This is a genomic window from Paraburkholderia sp. EG286A (assembly GCF_040965375.1).
Classification (GTDB): Bacteria; Pseudomonadota; Gammaproteobacteria; order Burkholderiales; family Burkholderiaceae; genus Paraburkholderia.
Genome location: NZ_JBFRCB010000007.1, coordinates 149,633 through 173,231, shown reverse-complemented (window position 1 = coordinate 173,231; position 23,599 = coordinate 149,633). Strand labels below are relative to the sequence as shown.

General features: G+C 64.0%; 17 protein-coding genes. 10 read left to right on the top strand and 7 right to left on the bottom strand.

Annotation, left to right across the window (positions count from 1 at the left end; translation table 11 throughout):
• Positions 1–9: 9 nt before the first annotated feature.
• Together AB4Y35_RS30685 and AB4Y35_RS30680 are read right to left on the bottom strand one after the other, a co-directional pair.
• Entirely contained in the window at positions 10–588 is a 579-nt protein-coding gene (locus tag AB4Y35_RS30685) for a DJ-1/PfpI family protein (RefSeq protein ID WP_368707354.1), read from the bottom strand.
• 6 nt (positions 589–594) lie between these two features.
• The gene (locus tag AB4Y35_RS30680) at positions 595–3,420 is read right to left on the bottom strand and encodes a 2-oxoglutarate dehydrogenase E1 component (protein ID WP_368707353.1); all 2,826 of its coding nucleotides are present in this window, start codon (positions 3,418–3,420) and stop codon (positions 595–597) included.
• 311 nt (positions 3,421–3,731) lie between these two features.
• Here AB4Y35_RS30680 and AB4Y35_RS30675 point away from each other — a divergent pair, with 311 nt between their 5' ends.
• Positions 3,732–4,697: a GlxA family transcriptional regulator gene (locus AB4Y35_RS30675; RefSeq protein ID WP_368707352.1), complete on the top strand. Its 966-nt coding sequence runs from the start codon at positions 3,732–3,734 to the stop codon at positions 4,695–4,697.
• Complete coding sequence (gene mug, locus AB4Y35_RS30670) at positions 4,690–5,256, top strand: G/U mismatch-specific DNA glycosylase (RefSeq protein WP_368707351.1); 567 nt, start codon at positions 4,690–4,692, stop codon at positions 5,254–5,256. Before AB4Y35_RS30675 ends, mug begins: the two co-directional genes overlap by 8 nt.
• Here mug and AB4Y35_RS30665 read toward each other — a convergent pair.
• On the bottom strand, positions 5,242–6,264 hold the full coding sequence (locus tag AB4Y35_RS30665) for a LysR family transcriptional regulator (protein WP_368707350.1): 1,023 nt from the start codon (positions 6,262–6,264) through the stop codon (positions 5,242–5,244). The genes mug and AB4Y35_RS30665 overlap by 15 nt on opposite strands.
• Before the next feature lie 503 nt (positions 6,265–6,767).
• Between AB4Y35_RS30665 and AB4Y35_RS30660 the strand changes: the two genes are divergently transcribed.
• From AB4Y35_RS30660 to AB4Y35_RS30645, 4 genes are all read left to right on the top strand, one after another.
• Complete coding sequence (locus tag AB4Y35_RS30660; RefSeq protein ID WP_368707349.1) at positions 6,768–8,393, top strand: MFS transporter; 1,626 nt, start codon at positions 6,768–6,770, stop codon at positions 8,391–8,393.
• A gap of 12 nt (positions 8,394–8,405) precedes the next feature.
• Positions 8,406–9,494 (top strand): HlyD family secretion protein, encoded by a 1,089-nt coding sequence (locus AB4Y35_RS30655; RefSeq protein WP_368707348.1) that lies wholly within the window; start codon positions 8,406–8,408, stop codon positions 9,492–9,494.
• Complete coding sequence (locus tag AB4Y35_RS30650; RefSeq protein WP_368707347.1) at positions 9,491–11,023, top strand: efflux transporter outer membrane subunit; 1,533 nt, start codon at positions 9,491–9,493, stop codon at positions 11,021–11,023. The genes AB4Y35_RS30655 and AB4Y35_RS30650 overlap by 4 nt, the downstream gene beginning before the upstream one ends.
• A 286-nt stretch (positions 11,024–11,309) precedes the next feature.
• A complete protein-coding gene (locus tag AB4Y35_RS30645) occupies positions 11,310–12,827 on the top strand; it encodes a CoA-acylating methylmalonate-semialdehyde dehydrogenase (RefSeq protein WP_368707346.1) in 1,518 nt (505 codons plus the stop codon).
• 103 nt (positions 12,828–12,930) lie between these two features.
• Here AB4Y35_RS30645 and AB4Y35_RS30640 read toward each other — a convergent pair whose 3' ends face one another.
• From AB4Y35_RS30640 to AB4Y35_RS30625, 4 genes are all read right to left on the bottom strand, one after another.
• A complete protein-coding gene (locus AB4Y35_RS30640; protein WP_368707345.1) occupies positions 12,931–13,320 on the bottom strand; it encodes a nuclear transport factor 2 family protein in 390 nt (129 codons plus the stop codon).
• Entirely contained in the window at positions 13,298–14,308 is a 1,011-nt protein-coding gene (locus AB4Y35_RS30635) for an LLM class oxidoreductase (protein ID WP_368707547.1), read from the bottom strand. The genes AB4Y35_RS30640 and AB4Y35_RS30635 overlap by 23 nt, the downstream gene beginning before the upstream one ends.
• A gap of 138 nt (positions 14,309–14,446) precedes the next feature.
• Positions 14,447–15,346, bottom strand: coding sequence for a LysR family transcriptional regulator (locus tag AB4Y35_RS30630; protein WP_368691048.1), 900 nt, complete (start codon positions 15,344–15,346; stop codon positions 14,447–14,449).
• 93 nt (positions 15,347–15,439) lie between these two features.
• Positions 15,440–16,360, bottom strand: a complete 921-nt coding sequence (locus AB4Y35_RS30625) for a LysR family transcriptional regulator (RefSeq protein ID WP_368707344.1) — start codon at positions 16,358–16,360, stop codon at positions 15,440–15,442.
• A 142-nt stretch (positions 16,361–16,502) separates the two neighbouring features.
• On the opposite strand from AB4Y35_RS30625, the gene AB4Y35_RS30620 reads away from it, so the two are divergent.
• The 4 genes from AB4Y35_RS30620 to AB4Y35_RS30605 all read left to right on the top strand — a co-directional run bounded on the left by AB4Y35_RS30620 (position 16,503) and on the right by AB4Y35_RS30605 (position 23,581).
• On the top strand, positions 16,503–17,732 hold the full coding sequence (locus tag AB4Y35_RS30620; protein ID WP_324159656.1) for an MFS transporter: 1,230 nt from the start codon (positions 16,503–16,505) through the stop codon (positions 17,730–17,732).
• 75 nt (positions 17,733–17,807) lie between these two features.
• Positions 17,808–20,996: an efflux RND transporter permease subunit gene (locus tag AB4Y35_RS30615; RefSeq protein WP_368707343.1), complete on the top strand. Its 3,189-nt coding sequence runs from the start codon at positions 17,808–17,810 to the stop codon at positions 20,994–20,996.
• Positions 20,986–22,164: an efflux RND transporter periplasmic adaptor subunit gene (locus AB4Y35_RS30610; protein WP_368707342.1), complete on the top strand. Its 1,179-nt coding sequence runs from the start codon at positions 20,986–20,988 to the stop codon at positions 22,162–22,164. Before AB4Y35_RS30615 ends, AB4Y35_RS30610 begins: the two co-directional genes overlap by 11 nt.
• Complete coding sequence (locus AB4Y35_RS30605; protein WP_368707341.1) at positions 22,157–23,581, top strand: efflux transporter outer membrane subunit; 1,425 nt, start codon at positions 22,157–22,159, stop codon at positions 23,579–23,581. Before AB4Y35_RS30610 ends, AB4Y35_RS30605 begins: the two co-directional genes overlap by 8 nt.
• Positions 23,582–23,599: the final 18 nt, after the last annotated feature.

Here is a 23,599-nt window from a genome sequence, read left to right as displayed (position 1 = left end):
TCGCGTGCTTCAATGCGGCTGCATCAACAACGTTCTGGCGATGGTTCCTGCCGCGCTTTCCCCAAGGTCTTCCCGCACGATCGACAGCGCCAGATGAATGCCGGCGCTTGCGCCGCCCGATGAATAGAGGTTGCCATCCTTCAGGCAGCCGGGATTGGTCATGACATGCACGCGTGGATGTTCGACCGCGAGGCGGTGAGCATCGCGCCAATGCGTGGTCAGCCAGCGGCGGTCGGCAACGCCGGCGCGCGCCAGCAGGAACGCGCCGTTGGAAATGCAGGCCAGCCTTTGCGTGCCGGGCCCGGCGTCGCCGAGCCATGTGACGAGTTCGCGATGCTCGCGCTCAGAACTGACCACGGGAGACCCGGGTACCACGACGACGTCGAACGGCGTGCGCGTTTCGAACAGGCATTCTGTGGTGCCCACCGCCGTGCCGTTGGAAGACAGCACGGGCCCGGGATAGGTCCCGACGAGGTGCGGTTCATACAATGCGCCGCCAGACAGGCGATTCGCTGCATGAAACACATCCATCGGGCCGCTCACCTCGAGCAGTTGAAAACCCGCGTAAAGCATCATCGCGACACGCATGCGCCGTTACCCCGTGAACGCCTGCTCGACCAGCGCGGCTTGCCGCGCGACGTGCGCCGAATGGTAGCCCGGCGCGGTCGATGCACCGGCGTCGGGACCGGCGTAGACGAGCTTCGCGCCCGTTGCCAGGAGCTCGCGCAACTGCGGCTCGGCGAAGCTCCATGCGCCCTGGTTGCGTGACTCTTCCTGACACCAGACGACGGTCTTCAGGTTGGGATAGCGCGCGAGTTCGGCGGCCAACTGTTGTGCGGGAAACGGATACAGCTGTTCGACGCGGATGATCGGCGTGTCGGTCGCGTCCGCGCGGCGATGCTCGACTAACTCGAAGTACACCTTGCCCGTGGCCACGACGACGCGCTCGACGCTGGATGCCCGCGACGCCTCGACCTGCGTATCCGGCAGAATTTCGCGGAATGCGCCCTCGCTCAATTCGTCGAACGTGCTGACCGCTTCGGGGTGCCGCAACAGCGACTTGGGCGTCATGACGACAAGCGGGCGACGATCGGCGGCGAGCGCCTGCCTGCGCAGCACATGGAACAGCTGCGCGGGCGTGGTCGGCTGGACGACGCGCATGTTGTCCTGCGCGCTCAGCTGCAGATAGCGTTCGAGCCTTGCCGATGCATGCTCGGGTCCCGCGCCTTCCTGCCCATGAGGAAGGAAGAGCGTCAGGCCGCTGCGTTGCCCCCATTTGGCGGCCGCCGCCGCGATGAACTGGTCGATCACCACCTGCGCGCCGTTTGCGAAATCACCGAATTGCGCTTCCCAGATCACCAGCGCATCGCGGTTCACCGTCGTGTAGCCGTATTCGAACGCGAGCACCGCCGCCTCGGAGAGGATGGAGTTCGTCACGCTGAAGCGGCCTGGCGCGTGGTCACTCGCATCACCGAGATGATCGAGCGGAACGTAGACGCCATCCGGCCGGTTCATGCGCGTTTGATCATGCAGCGCGGCGTGACGATGATTGAACGTCCCGCGCGCGCTATCCTGCCCGCTCAGTCGAACGCTGATCCCATCGGCGAGCAGCGAAGCGAAGGCCAGATGCTCGCCCATGCCCCAGTCGAGCGGCCGTTTTCCCGAGGCCATTTCCTGGCGCCCGGTCATCATCTTCTTGACGAGTGGATGCAGCGCCAGGCCTTCGGGAACGGTCGAAATCTGCTGCGCCAGACTGCGCAGCGCTTCCGTCGACGGGGTGGGGTGAGAAGCCGCGCTCGCCGCTTCCTCGCGTGAAGAGGCCGAGTCGGAGCCGTCGGTTTCGTTCGCACGCTTGAGCCGTTCACGCCGCTCGCTGACATAGCCCTCGGCCTCTTCGGCTGTCAACACGCCTTGTTGAATCAGCTTCTGCGCATAGCGGGTTCTCACGCCGGGATGACTGGCGATCGCGCGATACATCAGCGGCTGCGTGATGCCCGGCGTGTCCTGTTCCTGGTGGCCGTATTTGCGGAAGCACACGAGATCGATGACCACGCTGCGCTTGAACGCGGTGCGATAGTCGAGGGCAAGGCGCACCGCCATCGCGACGGCTTCGGGGTCGTCGCCATTCACATGCAGGACGGGCGCCTCGATCATCTTCGCGACGTCCGTGGTGTAGAACGACGAACGCGTGTCGCGCGGATCGGAGGTCGTGAAGCCGATCTGATTGTTGACGACGATATGCAGGGTGCCGCCCGTGCCGTGGCCGCGCGTGTAGGAGAGGCTCAAGGTTTCCATCACGACACCCTGGCCGGACATCGCCGCGTCGCCGTGAATCTCGACCGGCAGAACCTCGACGCCGTCGGCGCTGCCGAAGAGCTCGCCTTTGGCGCGCGCCATGCCTTGCACGACCGGGTTGACGATTTCCAGATGCGACGGGTTGAACGCGAGCACCACCTCGACCGGCCCCTCAGGGGTGTCGACCGAATTCGTAAAGCCCTTGTGATACTTCACGTCACCTGCGGTAAGTCGTTCGGGATCCTTGCCATCGAACTCGTCGAACAGCGCACGCAACGGCTTGCCGACGATATTCACCAGAACATTCAGGCGTCCGCGGTGCGCCATGCCCATCACCACCGCGCGCAGTTTTTTCGAAGCCCCGTAGCGGACGACTTCGTCGAGCATTGGAATCAGCGATTCCGCGCCCTCGAGCGAGAAGCGCGTCTGTCCGACGTAGCGTGCGTGCAGGTATTTCTCGAGGCCTTCTGCCGCGCTCAGGCGTTCCAGCAGTCGACGCTTTTGCGCAGCCTGCAGCGACGGCCTCGCCCGCGTGGATTCGAGCTGCATCTGCCACCAGCGCCGCTGCCCGGCGTCGGTCAGATGCATGAACTCGGCGCCGAGCGTGCCTGTGTAGGTTTGCTCCAGCGCCGCGACGAGTTCCTTCAGCGTGGCGTCGTCGTCGAACAGGAACGTGTCGGCGGTGCTGAAGGTCGTCGCCATGTCCGCGGCCGTCAGGCCGTAGTAAGCCGGGGTCAACTCGGCGTAGGCGCGCGGCGGCGTCCACATCAGCGGATCGAGATCGGCCGTGCGCGTGCCGATCATGCGGAACGCGGCGATCAGCGACTGTACCGCGACCTGCTTGCGTGCGAGGCCGAGACCGGCGTCATTCGCGAGGGGGGTGTCGGCACGAACGATCGCCAGCGGCGGCCGCTTCGCAAGCTCGACGAAGCTGGAAATGACGGGGGCGTGCGCCTCGTCGTCGCGATCGCTGCCGTCGATAGCGGGCGTTTCGCGCAGTGCATCGAACCACGCCCGCCATTCACTGGTGACCGCATCCGGGTCAGCCAGGTAAGTTTCATATTGCTCTTCGACGTAAGGGGCGTTGCCCCCGAAGAGGAAAGAGCTCTGACGTTCTTTCAACATGATCAGTCTGCCTTTGGTCGGTGTGCGGTTCAATGTGGGGCGCAACACGTGGAGTGATGGCGATAACGCCTTCCGGTCCGCCCGGGTTGTTTGCCCAGCCGCAGTCGTGAACACAGTCTAGTTAGGCGGGGCAGCGGGCGAAATGCGCGCGTGGTGCCGCCGCCTGCCAACTAGTGGACGTTTTGGGCCACGCTGCCGATTTGTTACACCGGCGCAAAATACTTTTTCCGGGGACAGACTGCATGCGCTAACGACGATGCGTTAAGCTGCGCCACGGTCCTGGTTGGGACACCACCTCTGAAGGTCACGGCATGAAAGTCGCCATTGTTGTATTCGATGGTGTGCAGGCGCTAGATGTTGCAGGCCCACTCGATGTGTTCGCCGAGGCGAATACGTTCCTCTCCGAGCATCAGCGCTACGAGGTGACGCTCGTCGGTCGCGAGGCGGGCGCCGTGACCTGCTCGAACGGCATGCAACTGGCGGTCTCGCGTGGCTATGCCGACAGCGACGTGCAATGGGACTTGTTGCTCGTAGCCGGCGGTCCGCAGTTGCCCGACGTCCATCCGTCGAATGAGTTTCTGGCGTGGCTGCAAAACCAGGCGCGCAGCGCGAGCCGCTTCGGTTCGGTGTGCAACGGCGCATTTGTGCTGGCGCACGCGGGGCTGCTCGACGGCAAGGAAGTGACGACCCACTGGTCGGATGCCGGGCGCCTGTCCAATGAATTCCCCCACGCCAACGTGCAGCCGGACCGCATTTTCGTGCGCGACGGGCGGCTGTTCACGTCGGCGGGCGTGACCGCGGGCATCGATCTGTGCCTCGCACTCGTGGCGGAAGACTGGGGACACGAACTGGCGGTGCGGGTGGCGAAGCGGCTGGTGGTGTATATCCAGCGCGAAGGCGGTCAGTCCCAGTACAGCCCGTATATCGGCGCCGGCAAGGACGAGGACCCCATACTCAGCAAGGTGTATCGCTACGTGAGCGAACATATCACCGATACGCTGTCGATCGAGGCGCTGGCGAGCGCGGCTGCCGTGAGTCGGCGCACCTTGTCGCGCATCTTCGCCAAGAACGCGAAGGTGACGCCCTCCGTATTCGTCGAGCAGGTTCGCGTCGACACGGCGAGGAAGCTCCTGGAGGACACCGATGCGCCGCTCAAGACGGTCGCATTCAAGTGCGGCTTTCATAGCGCCACGCATATGCGCACGACGTTCTCGCGGCGCCTGAACGTCACGCCAAAACAATATCGTCTGCGATTCCGCGGGGAGGCGAGTGCATAGCGGCGATTCCCTCGCGGAACTGGCAAACGCCAATACTGCGCCATGCCTTCCCGATATCATCGCGCCCGGCTTGTCGGTCTTGTTTTGTGGGATCAATCCGGGCATGCGTGCGGCGGCCACGGGGCGCCACTTCGATGGCAGAGGGAACCGCTTCTGGCGTGTGCTCCATCGTGCAGGTTTTACGCCGCAGGAGTTTCGCCCCGAGAACGACCGTGAGTTGCTGCAGCATGGCTTTGGTCTGACTACGGCGGTTTCGCGCGCGACAGCACGGGCGGACGAATTGTCGAGAGCGGAAATTCAGGCCGCCGCGGCGCAATTCGAGCTCAAGGTTCAACACTACGCACCGCGGTTTATCGCCTTTCTCGGCAAGATGGCGCTTGCCGAAATGTCCGGCAAGCGGGATATCCAGTGGGGTTTGCAATCCAGCAGCTTCGGCGGCGCGCAGGCGTGGGTGCTGCCGAACCCGAGCGGCTTGAATCGCGCATTCAGCCTCGACGCGCTGGCGAGCGCGTACCGCGAACTTCGTATTGCGGCTCAATTGTCATCAGTTGCCGAGTGAATGAACAAGCGGCTGTAGAGATGGGGCATGCGCTTCGGAATGCCTCGTGGCGAGTTCGCGATTGCCTTGACATGGAACGCATTCGCCTTCGCTCGTCAATCCGCTCGCACATTGAAGATACGTGTTGTTGCGCAGCGTTTCGGTGACGAACTCCACGAAGGAGCGGATCTTTCCACTCGTCCCGCGCCGTTCGACATGAAGCAGGCTGACCGGCGTCGATTCGGGCTCGTAGGCCCGCAAAATCGGCACCAGATTTCCGGAAGCGACTTCATTTGCGGCCTGATAAGACAGCAACTGCGTGATACCCACGCCGTCTTCCGCGGCCGAAATGGCGGCGGGCGCCAGATTCACGATCAGGCGCGGCTGTAGCCGCACAGGAATCTTTGCGTTATTTTCGTAAAACGTCCACTCGAGCGGTTGGGACACGCCGGTAAAGGAAACGCAATGGTGGCCGGCCAGGTCTCGCGGATGCATGGGCTCTCCATGCGCGGCGAGATAAGCGGGGGACGCAAAGGTCTGCCGCCGCACGGACCCCAGGCGCACCGCGAAGGTCGACGAATCTTCGAGATGGCCAATCCGTATGGCGATATCCACGCCTTCTTCGAGCAGGCGCGTGGGACGATCGAGGTAAACAGCGTTCACGCTGACGTCGGAATAGCGCAGCGTGTAGGCGTTGACGAGCGGAGCGATGAAGCGCTGGCCGAGTTGCACCGGCGCCGTAATCGTGAGCGTGCCCACCGGGTTGGCGAGATTCGTGGCGATATGCGACTCCGCGTCGGTGATGCCATCGAGCAGCTTGCGGCAGGCCTCGAGGTAAGCGACGCCGGCGTCCGTGGGCCGCACGGAGCGTGTCGTGCGCGCAAGCAGCTGGGCGCCCAGGCGCGTTTCGAGCGAGTTGACTGCCCGTGACACCGCCGCTCGCGACAAGCCGAATTTTTCGGATGCGGCGCTGAAGCTGCCGCGTTCGACGATGGCTACAAACACCTCCATCTCGCGTAATCTGTCCATCTTGACTTCCCAATCTGAATCTCTTGCAAACGGAAAACAACAGTAAAAGCCGTTTGGCGTCTACCGTTGCCGGTTCGTTTTCAAACCTTCGTGAATCGTGTCTATCGCGATCAACGCGCGGCCTGAATGCCTACGCCGCGATTCTAAGCATCGTGTGCCGTCTGGTAGCGCCTCGCAAGCTGGATTGGCTCAAAACAGCGCAGAAATGACCCATGCGTAATCAGTCAGGTTTGCGTCGACGCGGCACACACGCGTTGGGCGAATCACGACCGGACGGCCTGGCAAAATTCTCGTACTAGATGGCCCAAAATCAGACCAGGCGAGACTTTAAGAAATTGGGTTCATCTCTGACAATAAAGCCGTCAGTGAACAGCAACAATGCGCGGCGAAACCGGAGGTGTGGTCATCGCATGGCGTGAGGATGCAGGGCGCTGAATTGCCTCACAGTGAACTAGCCACATCAAACAGTACAGCTAACGAAACCCGGGAAGTTGCTGATCGCCATGACAACTGCGAACCCTTTGACGACTGGAACGGAAGCGGCAACGGCCCCACAGGCGCTGGAACCACGCGCTGTGCGCGAAGCCGGGGCGACGGCGCAGCCCGCCCCTGCGCAGGTGGCGTTCACGGGGCGCATCGTGGTGGGCCTGCTCGGCATGTTGTTCGCTTCGTTGCTGGCCATCCTCAACGAACAGGTGACCGCGGCGGCGATGGCCGATATCCAGGGCGCGTTCCTGATCGGGCATGACGACGGGACGTGGCTCACCTCGCTGTTCGAAGCCGCCAACGTCGCGACGATGGTGTTCGCCCCCTGGTTCGGCATCACCTTTACGCTCAAGCGCTTCACGATCGGCGCCGTGCTCGCCACGATGTTGTTCGGATTGCTGTGCCCGTTTGCACCGAATCTGGCGACGCTCTACGTCTTGCGTATCCTCCAGGGAATCGCGGGCGGCTGTCTGCCTCCCATGCTGATCATCGTGGCGCTGCGTTATCTGCCGCCCAAATTCAAGCTGTATGGGCTCGCCGGGTATGCGCTTACTGCAACCTTCGGGCCGGCGCTCGGCACACCGCTCGCCGCGTTGTGGACGGAGTTCGTGAGCTGGCGCATGGCGTTCTGGCAAATCATTCCGCTTGGCGTGCTGTGCTGTATCGCGATTCAGCAGGGGCTGCCCGCCGATCCGGTCAAGCTCGAGCGCTTCCGTACTTTTAACTGGATAGGTTTGATCACGGGCTTCCCCGCGTTCGCCATGCTCGTGACCGGGCTTTTGCAAGGCGACCGGCTCGACTGGTTCGAATCGGAGTTTATCCGCGTGATGTTGGGCGGCGGCGCTCTGCTGCTCGTGGTCTTCCTCGTCAACGAGTGGTTTCAGCCCGTGCCTTTTTTCAAGCTCCAGTTACTCGAGCGCAGGAATTTCACGCACGGCCTCTCGACCTTGGTCGGCACCGTGATCCTGCTGGTGGGCGTCGCCGCTATACCCGGGCAGTTTCTCGCCAAAGTTCATGCGTACCGGCCGCTGCAGACGGCGCCGCTCTCGCTGTTGCTCGCCATTCCGCTGCTGATTACGCTCCCCTTGACGGCGGCTCTGTTGAATACGCGGCGCGCCGATCACCGCTGGGTGATCGCAATCGGTCTGTCGCTGATGTTCACGACCTGCGCACTCGGCAGCTTCATGACGTCCGAGTGGATTCGCAACAACTTCTACGTGCTGCAGGCGCTGCAGATCATCGCGCAGCCCATGGTGATCATGTCGATCCTCATGGGTGTCACGACGGGGTTGCCGCCAACGGAGGGCCCGTTCGCTTCGGCCATGTTCAATACGGTCAAGACGTTCGCCGCCGCCATCGCGACGGGTCTGATCGAGGGCGTAGGCACCGCGCGCGAACATTTCCATTCGAGCATGCTCGTCGACCAACTGGGCAACCGCGCGCTGGTGACAGGCCCCGGCCTCGACACGTCTTACGCGCTGGGACAACTCGCGCACCGTATTCACGAGCAGGCCGTCGTGCTGACGTCCGCCGATCTCTACCGGGTGATGGCGTGCGTTGCACTCGTTCTGCTTCTTCTTGTTCCGGTGCTGCCGGTGCGGATCTATCCGCCGTGGAGCACTACGCCGCCCGCTTCGAAATGAGGGACGTTTTCCATGTCATCGACCAAACCCAACTCCCCGCCGTCCAGACTGAAATGGCTTCGTATTGCAGCAGTCGTCGCCGTTGTCGGCGTCGCTGCCTGGGCAGGCACGAAGCTCCTGTCTCACTCCAGTTCGGAATCCACGAACGACGCCTACGTCACCGCGGATTTCACGCTGGTCGCGCCGCGCGTCGCGGGGCAGATCACGGACGTACTGGTGAACGATAACGAGGACGTGAAGGCGGGCCAGCTGCTGGTGCGCATCGACGACCGCGACTATCACGCCGCGTTGATGAGCGCCGAGGCGGAGGTGGTCGGCGCGAAGGCGTCGGTGGCGAACTTCGAAGCGGAGATCGCGCGTCAGCCCTCGCTCGTCGATCAGGCGCGCGCCACGTTGCGCTCCGACGACGCGGCGATCGGCTTCGCGCGGGCCAACGCGGCGCGCTACCAGAATCTTTCCACGGCGGGGGCGGGGACCGCGCAGGAGCAGCAACAGGCTTCGAGCACGCTCGCCGAGCAGCTTGCGCAGCAGTCGCACGATCAGGCGGTGCTGTCGGCCACCCAGCAGAATCTGGACGTCCTGCGCACCGAGCGCGACAAGGCCGCCGGCGCGCTTCAACACGCCGAAGCGGTGCTCGAACAGGCGAAGCTCAACCTCTCCTATACGGAAATTCGCGCCCCCGTCGACGGCAAGGTGGGGCGCCGCTCGGCGCGGGTCGGCGCCTTCGTGACGCCCGGCGCCCCCGTGCTCGCAATCGTGCCGCTTTCGGACGCGTATGTCGTCGCCAACTTCCAGGAGAGCCAGATCACCAACATGCGGCCCGGTGAAAGCGTGCGCGTGACGGTCGACAGCCTGCCCGGCGTCGTGATTCATGGCCGCATCGACAGCCTGGCGCCGGCGACTGGCGTGAGCTTCGCGCCGATCGCACCCGACAACGCCACAGGCAACTTTACGAAGGTGGTGCAGCGCGTGCCCGTCAAGATCACGATCGATCGCGGGCAGCCTGCTGCAGCGGCATTGAGCGTCGGGCTCTCGGTGGAAGCCGAAGTGGCCGTTGGCCGGGGCGCAGAAGCGACGGCTGAGGGAGCGGAAAGAAAATGAATACGAGCAAATATGCTAGCCGCGCGATCGTTCTCGCGGTGCTTGCGTGCCTGGCGTTCCTGACCATAGCCGGTTGCACGGTGGGTCCCAATTTCGAACCGCCGAAGTCGCCGACGCCGGAGGTCTTCAACCGCACGCAGACGGCGCAGGCGCCGAGCAAAGCCGTGGAAGGCCAGTTCGGACCGGAATGGTGGACGCTGTTCAACGATCCCGTATTGAACGGCCTCGAAAAGCAGCTCGCCGACGCAAACCTGGACGTGGCGGCCGCCTCCGCGCGCCTGCTGCAAAGCCGGGCCGAGCGCCGCGTAGCGGGCGCAGCCGAATATCCGACGCTCGACGGCGCCGCATCGTACAACCGCGAACGCGGCAGTGAAAACGGCATTCTCTCGCTGCTTGGCGTGACGCCCACGCAGAGTCAGCCGCAGTCGGCCTCCGGCAGCGCGCCGCTCGGCGTGGCGGCGATGCCGGGCTCCAAGGGCTCGCCGGCCTATAACCTGTACCAGGTCGGCTTCGACGCTTCGTGGGAGATCGATATCTGGGGCCGCGTGCGACGCAGCGTGGAAGCGGCGACGGCGCTTTCGGCCGCCTCGTATGAGGACCGGAACGCGGTCTTGCTGAGCGCGCGCGCGGAGCTTGCGCGAGACTATATCGAGCTGCGCGACACGCAGGAACTCCTGCAGATCGCGCATCAAAATCTGGACATCGCCAACGACGCGCTGAAGCTCACGCAGGTCCGTGCACATGAGGGCGTCACGACGGATCTCGACGTCTCGAACGCTTCGGCGCAGGTGGAGAATATCGAAAGCCTGATTCCCACGCTCGAATCGCACTCCGAAACGACCATCAATGCCATCGGCCTGCTGCTCGGCGAGGAACCGGGCGCGCTGCGCCAGACGCTCGCTGCAACGCAGGAGGTGCCGGTACTGCCGGCGCAGGTGCCGATCGGTTTTCCTTCCGAACTCGTGCAGCGCCGGCCCGATATCCGCAAGGCGGAAGCCGAACTGCACGCGGCGACGGCGTCGATCGGCGTGGCGAAGGCCGATTTTTATCCGCGCATCATGCTCAATGGCAGCGCGGGCTTTCAGAGTCTTCAGCTTTCGAGTCTGGCCAGTTGGGCGTCCGGGCAGTTCGTCGTCGGCCCTTCCATTACGTTTCCCATCTTCGAAGGCGGTCGCCTGAAAGGCACGCTCCAGCTGCGCGAGGCGCAACAGCAGGAAGCGGCGATTGCCTACAAGGAGACGGTGCTGCGCGCGTGGCAGGAGGTGGACGACGCGCTCGTCACCTACGACGCCGAACAGCGCCGCCGCGACCGGCTGGCCCAGGCGGTGACCATGAACCAGCGCGCGCTCTCGGTCGCGCGGGAGCGGTACAAGGCCGGGGCGCTCGATTATCTCGACGTATTGAACGTGCAGAAGCAGTTGCTCGAAGCGCAGAGCAATCTCGAGCAAAGCCGGGCCACGGCGGCCACGAATCTCATTACGCTTTGTAAAGCGCTGGGAGGCGGATGGGAGTCGACTTATGGCGGGTAAGCCATAGCCCGGATGCGCGCCGCTTCGCGAAGCCATTCGACCCTTCGGGGAGCCACGATTTGCGCTTTGTCGCGATGGCCGGATACGCGCCGGGAATGTCCCCAAACCGTCGCAGCTAGCCCCTCAGCTGGGAGCCGTAAAACGTAGACTGTTCTCGTCGGCGGTCGATGACTGCCGATCCTGGCGGGGAGTCATGGTGATGCCCGGCCACTTGACTTGATGTGCGCTGCGATGCGGATTTTCTTCGATCCGCGCGCCGCGCCCAAACCCACGAAAGGAAGGACGTATGAGCGAAGCAAACCAGGGCGCGGTGCGCCAACTGAAACATTTCATCGACGGTCAATACACCGCTGGCGTGAGCGGGCGATTCAACGACGTCTACGATCCCGCGCAGGGCCGCATTACGGCGCGCGTGCCGGTTGCGAATACCAGTGAGGTTGCCGCCGCCGTCGCGGCCGCCAAAAGCGCGTTTGCAGCCTGGAGCGAAACCCCGCCGCTCAAGCGCGCGCGCCTGATGTTCAAGTTCAAGGAATTGCTCGAGGCGCACCTCGACGAAATCGCCGAACTCATTACGCGCGACCACGGCAAGCTGTTCTCGGACGCCAGGGGCGAAGTGATGCGCGGCATCGAAATCGTCGAATTCGCGTGCGGCATTCCGAACCTGCTCAAGACCGGTTTCACCGATCAAAGCAGCAGCGGCGTCGATAGCTGGAATTTGCGTCAGCCCGTGGGCGTGATTGCCGGCGTCACCCCGTTCAATTTCCCGGTGGTGGTGCCGTGCTGGATGTTCGTCATGGCCGCCGCGACCGGCAACACGTTCATCCTCAAGCCCTCGGAGCGCACGCCGTCGTCGTCGATCCGGCTGGCCGAACTCTTCATCGAGGCGGGCTTCCCCAAAGGCGTGTTCAACGTGGTGAACGGCGACAAGGGCACCGTCGATGCGCTGATTCAGCATCCCGACGTGGCCGCGATGTCCGTCGTCGCCTCCACGCCGGTGGCCGAATATATCTACGCAGAGGGCGCCAAACGCGGCAAGCGCGTGCAGGCGCTGGGCAGTGCGAAGAATCATCTCGTCGTCATGCCCGACGCGAATCTCGATCAAGCCGTCGATGCGCTGATCAATTCGGCGTACGGCTCGGCGGGCGAGCGCTGCATGGCGACCTCGGTCGCGGTGGCGGTAGGCAGCATCGGCGACGAACTGATCGAGCGTCTCGCGCCGCGCGTGCGCGCGCTGCGCATCGGCGCGGGCATGGAGCCCGATCTGGACATGGGGCCGCTCATCAGCGCCGCGCATCGCACCAAGGTGCTGGGTTACATCGATGCGGGCGTCGAGGCTGGCGCGAAGCTTGTCGTGGACGGGCGCGGCCATACCGTGGCGGGACACGAAGAGGGCTTCTTCCTGGGCGGCTCGCTCTTCGACGACGTGAAGCCGGATATGAAGATCTATCGCGAAGAGATTTTCGGGCCGGTGCTTTCGGTGGTGCGTGTGCCGGATCTGGCCAGTGCTATCGAGCTTGTCAACGCGCATGAACTGGGCAATTGCGTCACCCTGTTCACGGCCGATGGCGCGGCAGCCCGCACGTTTACCCGGCAGATTCAGATCGGCATGGTGGGCATCAACGTGCCGAGTCCGGTGCCGTCGGCGTGGCATTCGTTCGGGGGCTGGAAGCGCTCGCTGTTCGGCGATCATCACGCCTACGGCGAGGAAGCGGTGCGCTTCTACACGCGCTACAAGAGCGTGACGCAGCGTTGGCCCGACAGCATCGACAAGGGTGCGGAGTTCGCCATGCCCGCTTCAAAATAAGGTAAGCGCGGCGTGAAAACGCCGCGCGCTTGAAGATAGCCGGCGCGGTCATGGTCGGCTATTTCGCTTTGCAATTTGCGCAATCGATCTTTCGAAGCGAACGTTAGCTGGCCGTGATCTTCTGAACCCATTGGCTGCGCCAGGCGGGCGCTTCAAAGGGATCCGAAAAATATTGGGTCTCGTGAACGACCTTGCCGTCACGGAATTCCATGATGCTCACGGTGAAAGCGGATCGCCCCTGGTAAACGATGGTGTATTCGGTCACCCAGAGATTGCCTTCGCCCTGCATGCGTCTGACTTCGAAACCGGAAGGCTTGCCGGGATGATGTCCGCGCAGCGCCTGCAAGTTCCGGCGCCCGAGAATGCGTTCGCCCGATTGAGGGTAGTCGCAGATGGCGTCGTCGGCGTAGATGTCGTGTTCGGCTTCGAGATCGCCGGCCGCCGACGCCTGCCAGTGCGCAATGAGCGCTTCACGTAGATTCGCGTGTTGCATGAAACACCTCCGGGATAAAGTACGGCAGCACTTCGCTGTGCAACTCGTCGAGTACGTCGGCGTACGGGCGCGGCGTAACTTTCGGATTCAGCGCGACGTGGCTCACGCCCGCTTCGCGCGCCTGCTCCAGAAAATGCCTGAGCGACCGGCTGCCGATGGCGAAGCCGCCCTTGATGGCGCGAAACGGGTAGTCGGGCCGCGGATGCAAATAGAGGTAGCCGCCAAAGGCAACCGGCTTGAAGGCATCGCGGCCCATCGACTGCGCGACCAGGTCCTTCCAGCTACGCACGAATGCGTCGAGCGCGGCGGGGCCGGGCACGAAGCCAAGATAGCCGTCCATGTGCGCCGCAATCCATTCGAGACTTTGCTGCGCCCGGCCGACAGCAATGGCTGGAGTGCGTCCATAAGGCGGCTTGGGCAACAGATCGAGCGTGCCGCCCGATTTGCCGAAGCGCGGCGAGGAGAACACCGGAAAAGGCTGCTCGCTCACTGTCCGATAGGTCTCGAACGCGTCGCGAAACCGCTCGCCGCGCGTATCGAAGTCGATGCCGAAGACGGGATACTCGGAAGGTCTATCGCCGGAAGACATGCCTAACAGGAGCCTTCCGTTCGTCAACTGGTCGAGCGAATTCACCTGCTTGGCCAGCAACAGCGGCTCGCGCATCGGCAAGACGATGCCGGTCGTGCCGAGCGCGATTTCGCTCGTCACGGCCGCGAGGCTGGCGATATACACCAGCGGTTCGAAGATCTGGCCCGCATCGCCATACGCAGGATCGTAGAACGGGATGTCGCGCATCCACAGCGCGGCCACGCCCATCGACTCGGCGCGTTGCGCCATGGCGACGTGATCGCGCATGGTCGGGACGGGCGAGTCCGGATGCGTTTCGAGCGGCAGGATCAGTCCGACCGTGAGCGCGTCCTCGCGAAACACGCGGCGCCACGCGGGCTGCTGCGAAAGCGCAGGTTCGACGGGCGCGGAAGCCTTCATTGCGGTGATTGCTGACATATCCATTGCGTTTCGCCTTGCGTTTTCCCATTTGCGAGCCAAGGTTACGCACGAACGACGCTGACAAAAACCACCTGCGATGAACAACAGTTGATACTCGCGCTCAATAACGCGGGAAATTCAGACGGCAGACAGGCGCGCCTTGAGGCGCGGCGACATGAAGTCGAGGAACGCGCGCAGCTTGAGCGGCAGCGGCGTCTGGCCGGCGTGGACGAGATGGATCGGCATGGGCGCCAGCCCGAAGGTTTCCAGCACCAGCTGCAAGCGGCCATCCTGCACGGCGTTCGCGACCTGATAAGAGAGAACCCGGGTCAAACCGGTCCCGAGCGTCGCGGCGTCGATGGCCGATTCCGCCGTGTTTGTCACGAGCCGCGCGTGGATCGGCACGTTCTGTTCCGACTTTTCGCCAGCAAACGTCCACGTGCGCGACGAATTGATTCCCTCGAAACCGATGCACGCATGATCGGCGAGATCATCCGGGTTTTGCGGCGTGCCTCGCTCGGCGAGATACGCGGGGCTCGCGCACACCACGGGGCGCGTTTCGCCCAGGCGTATCGCCACGAGGCTGCTGTCCGGCAACTGGCCGATGCGCACCGCAACGTCCACGTGGTCTTCGAGAAAATTGACGTTGCGATCGGTCAGCACGAGGCGGGCGTCGATCTCCGGATAGTGCGCGAGAAAGGCCGACATGACAGGGACGACGTGCAGCCGGCCGAAGACCACGGGCGCCGTGGCCACCAGCGAGCCTTTCGGCGCCGCGTATTCGCCCGTCACGGCGCGTTCGATTTCGCCGATGTCCTCGAGAATGCGCCGGCACGACGCGACATAAGCCTCGCCGGCCTCGGTGAGCGAGAGGTGCCGGGTGGTGCGATGAAGCAGACGGGTCTTCAGGTGCGCTTCGAGATCGCCGACCTTGCGGCTGACTGTCGCCAGCGGCTGGCCGAGCCGCCGGGCCGCGGCTGACAAGCTGCCTGCATCGACGACTGCGACCAGGATGGACATCCCTTCGAGACGGTCCATGGTCTTCTCGATAACGGGAAGGGAGATTCCCGATGTTAACGGATTCTCTTCCGGCGCGAGCGCGCAGCGCCTTTGCGTGGGCGGCTCAGGCGGTCACGCGGTGACGGTGTTGACGAGTTCGCCCGCGGTGCGCTCGCGCAGGCGCGGCGACGCGAAGTCGAGGAACGCACGCAGCTTCAGCGGCAGGGGCGCTTGCCCCGCGTGCACGAGATTGACGGGCAGCGGCGCCGCTTCAAACGCGTCGAGCACGACGCGCAGCTCGTTGGCGCGAACGGCGCGTGCAACCTGGTAGGACAGCACGCGTATCAGCCCCACGCCGAGGATCGCGGCTTCGATAGCGGCGTCCGCGGTATTCACGGCAAGCCGCGAATGAACCGGCACGGATTGCTCCGACTTGCCGGAGCCGAACGCCCACGCGCGCAGCGACGCGAGCGCCTCGAAGGTAATGCATTGATGGCTGGAGAGGTCCGCGGGTTCGGCGGGCGCGCCGTGCTTCGCGAGATAGGCTGGGCTGGCGCAAATGACCCGGCGCACCGTGCCCACGCGCGTCGCGATCAACGTGCTGTCGGGCAGCGCGCCAATGCGCACCGCGACGTCCGCGTGTTCATCCATCAGATGAACGACGCGATCGGTCAGCAGGAGATTGATGTCGATCTCCGGATAGTGCGCGAGGAATTCCGCCACCACCGGCACCACGTGCAAGCGGCCGAACGCAACGGGCGCGGTGACCACGAGTTCGCCTTTGGGCGCGGCGTATTCCCCCGTCGCTGCGCGCTCGGCTTCGCCGATGTCTTCGAGAATGCGCCGGCACGCGGCCACGTATGCGGCGCCGGCTTCCGTCAATGAAAGCTTGCGCGTCGTGCGGTGAAAGAGGCGCGTCTTCAGGTGCGCTTCCAGTTCCCCAACCTTGCGGCTGACCGTGGCGAGCGGCATGTCGAGATGCCGCGCGGCAGCCGAGAGACTACCCGCATCGGCGACCGAAACGAGGATGGCCATGGCTTCGAGGCGATTCATGGACCCTATCAAATAGTGGAAGGATGAATCTTGATCGTGAGGGATTCTCTTCGTAAATGCAAGCGCGTAACGTTCGACCTCAATCTGGATCACGGCAAATCGCTGCGACGGCCGGAGAAATTCAACGAATAAGGAGGTTGTCGTGAGCGGCTTACCCAGCACCCGAGAAAGTGCAGCTACGCCCGCCGTCGCATCGCGCGGCAAGATCGTCATGATGGCGATCATCGCAGGAGCAGTGATCACAAACATCTATTGCACGCAGCCGATTCTGCCGCTGATCGCAGCGGGTCTGCGGGTCAACATCACGGCGGTCGATTTCGTCGCCGGCGCCGCGTTGCTCGGCTTCTCGACCGGCCTCGCGCTGCTGCTGCCGCTTGGCGACCGCTTCGACCGGCGCAAGCTCGTGCTCACGCAAATCGCGCTCGCGCTCGTGTTTGCGGCGGCGGCGGCGGTTGCGCCCGGCATCGGGTCGTTGATCGCGGCTTCGTTTGCGGTCGGTATCGTGAGCTGTGTGCCCCAGCAGCTCGTGCCGTTTGCCGCCGTCATGTCGCTGCCGAGTGAGCGGGGCCGTAACGTCGGCACCGTCGTGAGCGGCATCATGGTCGGCATCCTGGTCGGCCGCACGATCGCGGGCGTGATCGGCGCGGCGTGGGGTTGGCGCGCGGTGTACGGCGCGGAAGCCGCGTTCATGGTGCCGGTTTTCATCGCCGCCGCTGCGCTGCTGCCGAAGGGCGTGCCGTCGACGAATCTCTCGTATGGGCGTCTGCTCGCTTCGCTGTGGCCGCTCGTTCGCGACAATCGTCCGATTCGCGAATCGATGATCATCCAGGCGTTGCTGTGGGCCTGTTTCAACGCCTTCTGGGTCAATCTTGCCGCACTGCTCAAGAGCGGGCCGTGGCACCTCGGCAGCGCGTGGGCGGGCGGCTTCGGCATCATCGGCGCGGCCGGCGCGTTCGCCGCCTCGCTGGGCGGCAATGCCACCGACCGCGTGGGTTTCCGCAAGGTCATCGGCGCCAGTATCGGCATCGCGACGCTTGCCTACGTGCTTCTCTCCGGCGCGGCCACGTCGCTCACGCTGCTGATCGTGGGCGTGATCGTGCTCGATATCGGCGTGCAGTCCGGTCTCGTTTCCAACCAGACGCGCGCCTTCTCGGTCGATCCGAAAGCGCAAGGCCGCATCAACAGCCTCTATATGACGGCCACCTTCTTCGGCGGCGCAGTCGGCGCGACGGTCAGCGGCTGGCTCATGAGCCGCTTTGGCTGGTCGGGCATCGTCGCCTTCGGTGTCGCACTCGGCATCGTGGCTGCCGCCATTCACTGGATCGGTGCGCCTCGCGAGTCCGCGGGCCGGGTCCCATCAAACGCAGATTGATTCAAGGCATCGAGCATCTGCTTGCTGGAATCCGCCGCGGTTAGGGGCGATGCCAGCTTCAATACTGGAATTATCATGATTGGCATCGTGCGCATTGCGCTGAAACGGCCTTATACCTTCGTTGTGCTGGCCGTGTTTATCCTGATCGTCGGCGTTCTGTCGGCGTTTCGCACCCCTACGGATATTTTTCCTCCGATCAATATCCCGGTGATTAGCGTGGTATGGCAGTACACGGGGCTTTCGCCCGACCAGATGGAAGGTCGCGTGATGGCTCCGTACGAGCGGGTGTTGACGACTACCGTGAACGGCGTTCAACACATCGAGGGCACGTCGCTGACCGGCTACGGCATCGTCAAGATCTTCTTTCAGCCTGGCACCAATATCGGTACCGCGAATGCGCAGGTGACCGCCATTTCGCAGGAGATTCTGAAGCAGTTGCCGCCCTCGGCGACGCCGCCGTTCATCATCAACTACAACGCTTCGACGGTTCCGATCATCCAGCTCGCGCTGTCGGGCAAGGGGCTCTCGGAACAGAATCTGGCGGACCTCGGCAAGAACCAGTTGCGGCCGATCCTCGCGACGGTGAATGGCGCTGCGATCCCGTTTCCGTTCGGCGGCAAGGACCGGCAGGTTCAGATCAACATCAAGCCGTCCGAACTCGAGGCGCGCTCCTTGTCGGCCGAAGATGTGCTCAATGCGCTGACCGCGCAGAACCTCGTGACACCGGTCGGCACCGAAAAGATCGGCAATTACGAGTACACGCTGCAACTGAACGATGCGCCCGAGACGATCGCGGCCATTGCGAACCTGCCGATCAAGTCGGCCAACGGCACCGTTGTGCACATGCATGATGTCGCCGACGTGACCGACGGCAGCCCGCCGCAGCCCAATATCGTTCACGTGGAAGGCAAGCGTTCGGTGCTGCTCACCGTGTTCAAGAACGGTTCGGCATCCACCTTATCGATTATCGGCGGCATTCGTCAGAAGGTTGCCGATGCGAAGGCCTCGTTGCCCGACGCGCTCCAGATCGACGCGATTGGCGACCAGTCGATCTTCGTGCGGTCCGCGATCAAGGGCGTGGCGCGCGAGGGCCTGATTGCCGCCTTGCTTACGAGCGTGATGATCCTGCTGTTCCTCGGCAGCTGGCGCTCGACGATCATCATCGCGACTTCCATTCCGCTCGCGATTCTCGGCTCGATCTCCGTGCTCTCGGTGCTCGGCGAGACGCTCAATATCATGACGCTCGGCGGGCTCGCGTTGGCGGTGGGCATTCTCGTGGACGACGCCACCGTGACCATCGAGAACATCAACTGGCATTTGGAGCAGGGCAAGGACGTCGAAGGCGCGATTCTCGATGGCGCGGCACAAATCGTGACGCCCGCGTTCGTCTCGCTGCTGTGCATCTGCATCGTGTTCGTGCCGATGTTCTTCCTGAACGGCGTGGCGAGGTTCCTGTTCGTGCCGATGGCCGAGTCGGTGATCTTCGCGATGATTTCCTCGTTCATTCTGTCGCGCACCCTTGTGCCGACGATGGCGAAGTCCCTGCTGAAGTCCCACGCGCATGAGCAGGGACATCACGAGTCTGCCAGCGTGTGGGCGCGCTTTCACCGTGGATTCGAGCAGCGCTTCGAACGCGTGCGTGCGAACTATGCCGCGATGCTCGAATGGGTGCTGGAACGTCGCCGCGCGTTCGTGATCGGCTTCTTTGCATTCGTCGTGGTGTCGTTCGCGTTGATGCCGCTGCTCGGGCGCAACTTCTTCCCGGACGTCGACGCGGGCCAGATTCTGCTGCACGTGCGTGCGCCTGTGGGGACGCGTGTGGAGCGAACCGCCGAGATCTTCGCCGAGGTGCAAGCGCAGGTGCGAGCGACGATTCCGCCGTCCGAACTGGGCACCGTGGTGGACAACATTGGTCTTTCCACCAGTTCCATCAATACGGCCTACAACAACACGGGCACGATCGGCCCGCAGGACGGCGACATTCAGATCTCGCTGAAAGAAGGCCATGGGCCCACGGCCGCGTACGTGCGCAAGCTACGCGAATCGCTGCCGCGCGCGTTTCCCGGCGTGACGTTCTCGTTCCCGCCTGCGGACATCGTGAGCCAGATCCTGAACTTCGGCTCGCCCGCACCGATCGACCTGCAAATTCGCGGCAACAATCTGCCGGCCGATTTCGCCTACGCGAACTCGCTGCTGCGTCAGATCCGTCACGTGCCCGGCGTCGTCGATGCGCGCATCGAGCAGTCGCAGGCCAATCCGCAATTCAATATCGACGTCGATCGCGACCGCGCGTCGCTTCAAGGCCTCACCGAACGCGATGTGACCAATAGCCTCGTGGTGCACATGGCGGGGTCGAGCCAGATCGACCCGACCTACTGGCTCAATGCGGCCAATGGTGTGGAGTATTCGATCGTGCTCCAGACGCCGCAATACAGCGTGGATTCGCTCTCGTCGCTCGTGAATCTGCCCGTGAGCGGCGGGGCCGAGGCCAACGACGGGCAAATTCTCGGCGGGGTGGCGAGCATTCACCGCACGGCGAGCAACGAAGTGGTGAGCAACTACAACGTGCAGCCGATGGTCGAGGTGTTCGCCACGACCCAGGGCCGCGATCTCGGCGCCGTCGCCGCCGACATTCGCCACATCGTCTCGGCCAACGCCAAGGAAGCGCCCAAGGGGGCGAAGGTCGTTCTGCTCGGCCAGGCGCAGACGATGAACAACGCCTTCGGCGGCTTGTCGTTCGGGATTCTGGGCGCCGTGGTGCTGATTTACCTGCTCATCGTCGTCAATTTCCAGTCGTGGTCCGATCCGCTCGTGATCGTGGCGGCCTTGCCCGGCGCGTTGGCCGGCATCGTCTGGATGCTGTTTGCGACGGACACCACGCTCTCGGTGCCCGCACTGACTGGCGCAATCATGTGCATGGGCGTGGCCACGGCCAATTCCATTCTGGTGGTGAGTTTCAGCCGCGAGCGTCTGGCCGGGCACGGCGATGCGTTCAAGGCGGCATTGGAGGCCGGTACGACCCGGTTCCGGCCGGTCCTCATGACGGCACTCTCGATGATCATCGGCATGGCGCCGATGGCGTTGAGTCTTGGCGAGGGCGGAGAGCAAAACGCGCCGTTGGGCCGAGCGGTGATTGGCGGGCTGGTGTTCGCCACTGCTGCAACGCTTTTTCTCGTGCCCGCTATTTTTTGCATGATCCACTCGCGTCGGGGTCGCACATCGACGGCCGCGCAGCTTACCGGAGATTCGATCCATGTCCTCTGAACCCACAACGCGCGCCGCGCTCGCGCAGCGTCAGCTTTCTTTAACAGGCATTGTCGGCGGTGCGCTCGCCGTCCTCGTCGTGGTTGGTGGCGTCTCGCTTCGCATGAAGCATGAGCATCAACTCAAGGACTGGACCGAGGCGCAAGCCGTGCCGTCCGTGAATGTCGTCGTGCCCGCCCCGGAGGCGCCGGGCGGCTCGCTGGACCTGCCCGGCAGACTCGAGGCCTTCGAAAGCGCGCCCATCTACGCACGCGTGAGCGGATACCTGAAATCGTGGAGCGTCGACATCGGCACGCCGGTGAAGGCCGGGCAGACGCTCGCCGAGATCGAGACGCCTGAACTCGACCAGCAGTTGATTCAGGCGAAGGCCGACCTCACGAGCGCGCAAGCCGATGCCGCGCTCGCGAAAACGACCGCCGCACGCTGGCAAAGTCTTCTGGACTCCGATTCAGTGTCGCGCCAGGAGGTCGATGACCGTACGCAGGACTATGTGGCGAAGCAGGCGCGCGTCGCGGCGGCGCAGGCCAACCTCGACCGGCTGGTCGCGACCAAGAGTTTCGCGCGAATCGTTGCGCCGTTCGACGGCGTGATCACCGCGCGTAACACGGATGTCGGCGCGTTGATCAATGCGGGCGGCGGGACGGGCCCGCAGCTCTTCTCCGTATCGAGCGTGGACAAGCTGCGCGTGTACGTACGCGTGCCGCAGGAATACGTGCCGGCGGTCAAGCCGGGTGGCACCGGCAGCTTCACCGTGCCGGAGTATCCCGGCAAGACCTTCACCGCCACGGTCGTGGGTCTGGCTGACTCGGTGAACGCCGCATCGGGCACGTCGCTCGTCCAGCTGATGGTCGATAACCCCGGTCATCTGCTGTTGCCGGGCGACTTCGTGAATCTGCACTTTGCGCTGCCGGCGCGTGCCGACGCGCTGCGGGTGCCGGCCAGTGCGCTGATATTCGACAACCGCGGGTTGCGGCTCGCCACCGTCGATCGCAGCGACACCGTTCACTTCAAACCCGTTTCGATCGTGCAGGACCTCGGCAACGCGGTCGATATCGGCTCGGGGCTGGCGCCAAGCGACCGCGTGGTCGATGCGCCGCCCGACGGTCTCGTCGAAGGCGACCATGTTCAGGTGATCGCGCCCACGGCAAAAGGTGGCAAGCATGACTAAGTATCTGAAGATGGCCACACTGGTGAGCGCCGTGGCGCTCGCCGCGTGCTCGCTCGCTCCGCACTACGAGGTGCCCGAAACGCCCGTCGCGGCGCAGTACCAGACCCAGGGGCAGTGGACCGTCGCGAGCCCCGCTGACCAGCTCGACCGCGCGGGATGGTGGAAGCTGTACAAGGAGCCCGAACTCGACGACCTCGAGCAGCGGCTGATCGCGAATAACCCCGACCTGAGCGCGGCGCTGTTTCACTATGAGCAGTCGCAGGCGTACATCAGGCAGGTCAAGTCGCAGATGTACCCGCAGGTTTCCGCTGTGGGCAATGTCCAGCGCGATCGCGAGTCGGACACGCGGCCGTTGCGCAGCCCGACTGGGCCGACCGATTACAACTCGGCCACGCTGGGTGTCGAAGTCGACTACGAAGTGGACCTTTGGGGACGCGTGCGCGACTCCGTTGCCGCAAGCAAGGACGAAGGGCAGGCATCGAAGGCGGATCTTGCGTCGACGCAGCTGAGCCTCGAAATCGAGCTGGCCCGAAGCTATATCGACCTGCGCGGTCTCGATCAGCAGATTCAGCTGATCGAGGGGACCCAGGCCGCGTACCAGAAGTCGCTCGACCTGACCCGCAACCGCCATGGCGCGGGTATCGTTTCGGGTCTCGACGTGGCGCGCGCCAGCAACCAGTTGTCATCGGTCCAGTCCGAACTGACCCAGATCAGGGCCCGGCGCGCATTGCTCGAGCACGCGGTGGCGGTGCTGGTCGGCGCTTCGCCTTCGGAGTTCCAGCTCGCGCCGAGTACCGATTCGATCGCGTTGCCCGTGATTCCGGTCGGGGTGCCGTCGACGCTGTTGCAAAGGCGGCCTGACGTCGCCGCGGCCGAGCGGCGCATCGCGGCGGCCAATTCAAAAATTGGTGTGGCGCGCGCGGCGTACTTCCCGACGCTCACGCTCAGCGCGCAAGGCGGCGTGCAAAGCTCGGTGCTCGGCAATCTGCTGAGCCTGTCCAGTTCGTACTGGGCGATCGGTCCGTCGCTGGCGGTGTATCTGCTGGACGGCGGCAAGCGCCACGCGCAGCTGGATTCGGCGAAGGAGGCCACGGCGGAGGCAGGCGCACGCTATCGCAGTGTGGTGCTGGGTTCGTTCCGGCAGGTCGAGGACAACCTCACGTTGCTCGATGATCTGGGCACCGCGACGAATCAGCAGCAGGACGCAGCCAGTGCCGCCCAGACCGCGCTCAATCTGGCGCTCGCGCGGTATCAGCGCGGCGCGGTGAGCTACCTGGACGTGGTCGAGGCGCAATCGGCCGAGCTGGAAGCGCAACGCAGCGTCATCGCGCTGCGCACGCGGCAACTCGACGCGAACGTCGACCTCATTCACGCGCTCGGCGGCGGCTGGACCACGGATGACCTGAAGGCCGGTTGAACCCAATACATCAAGGAC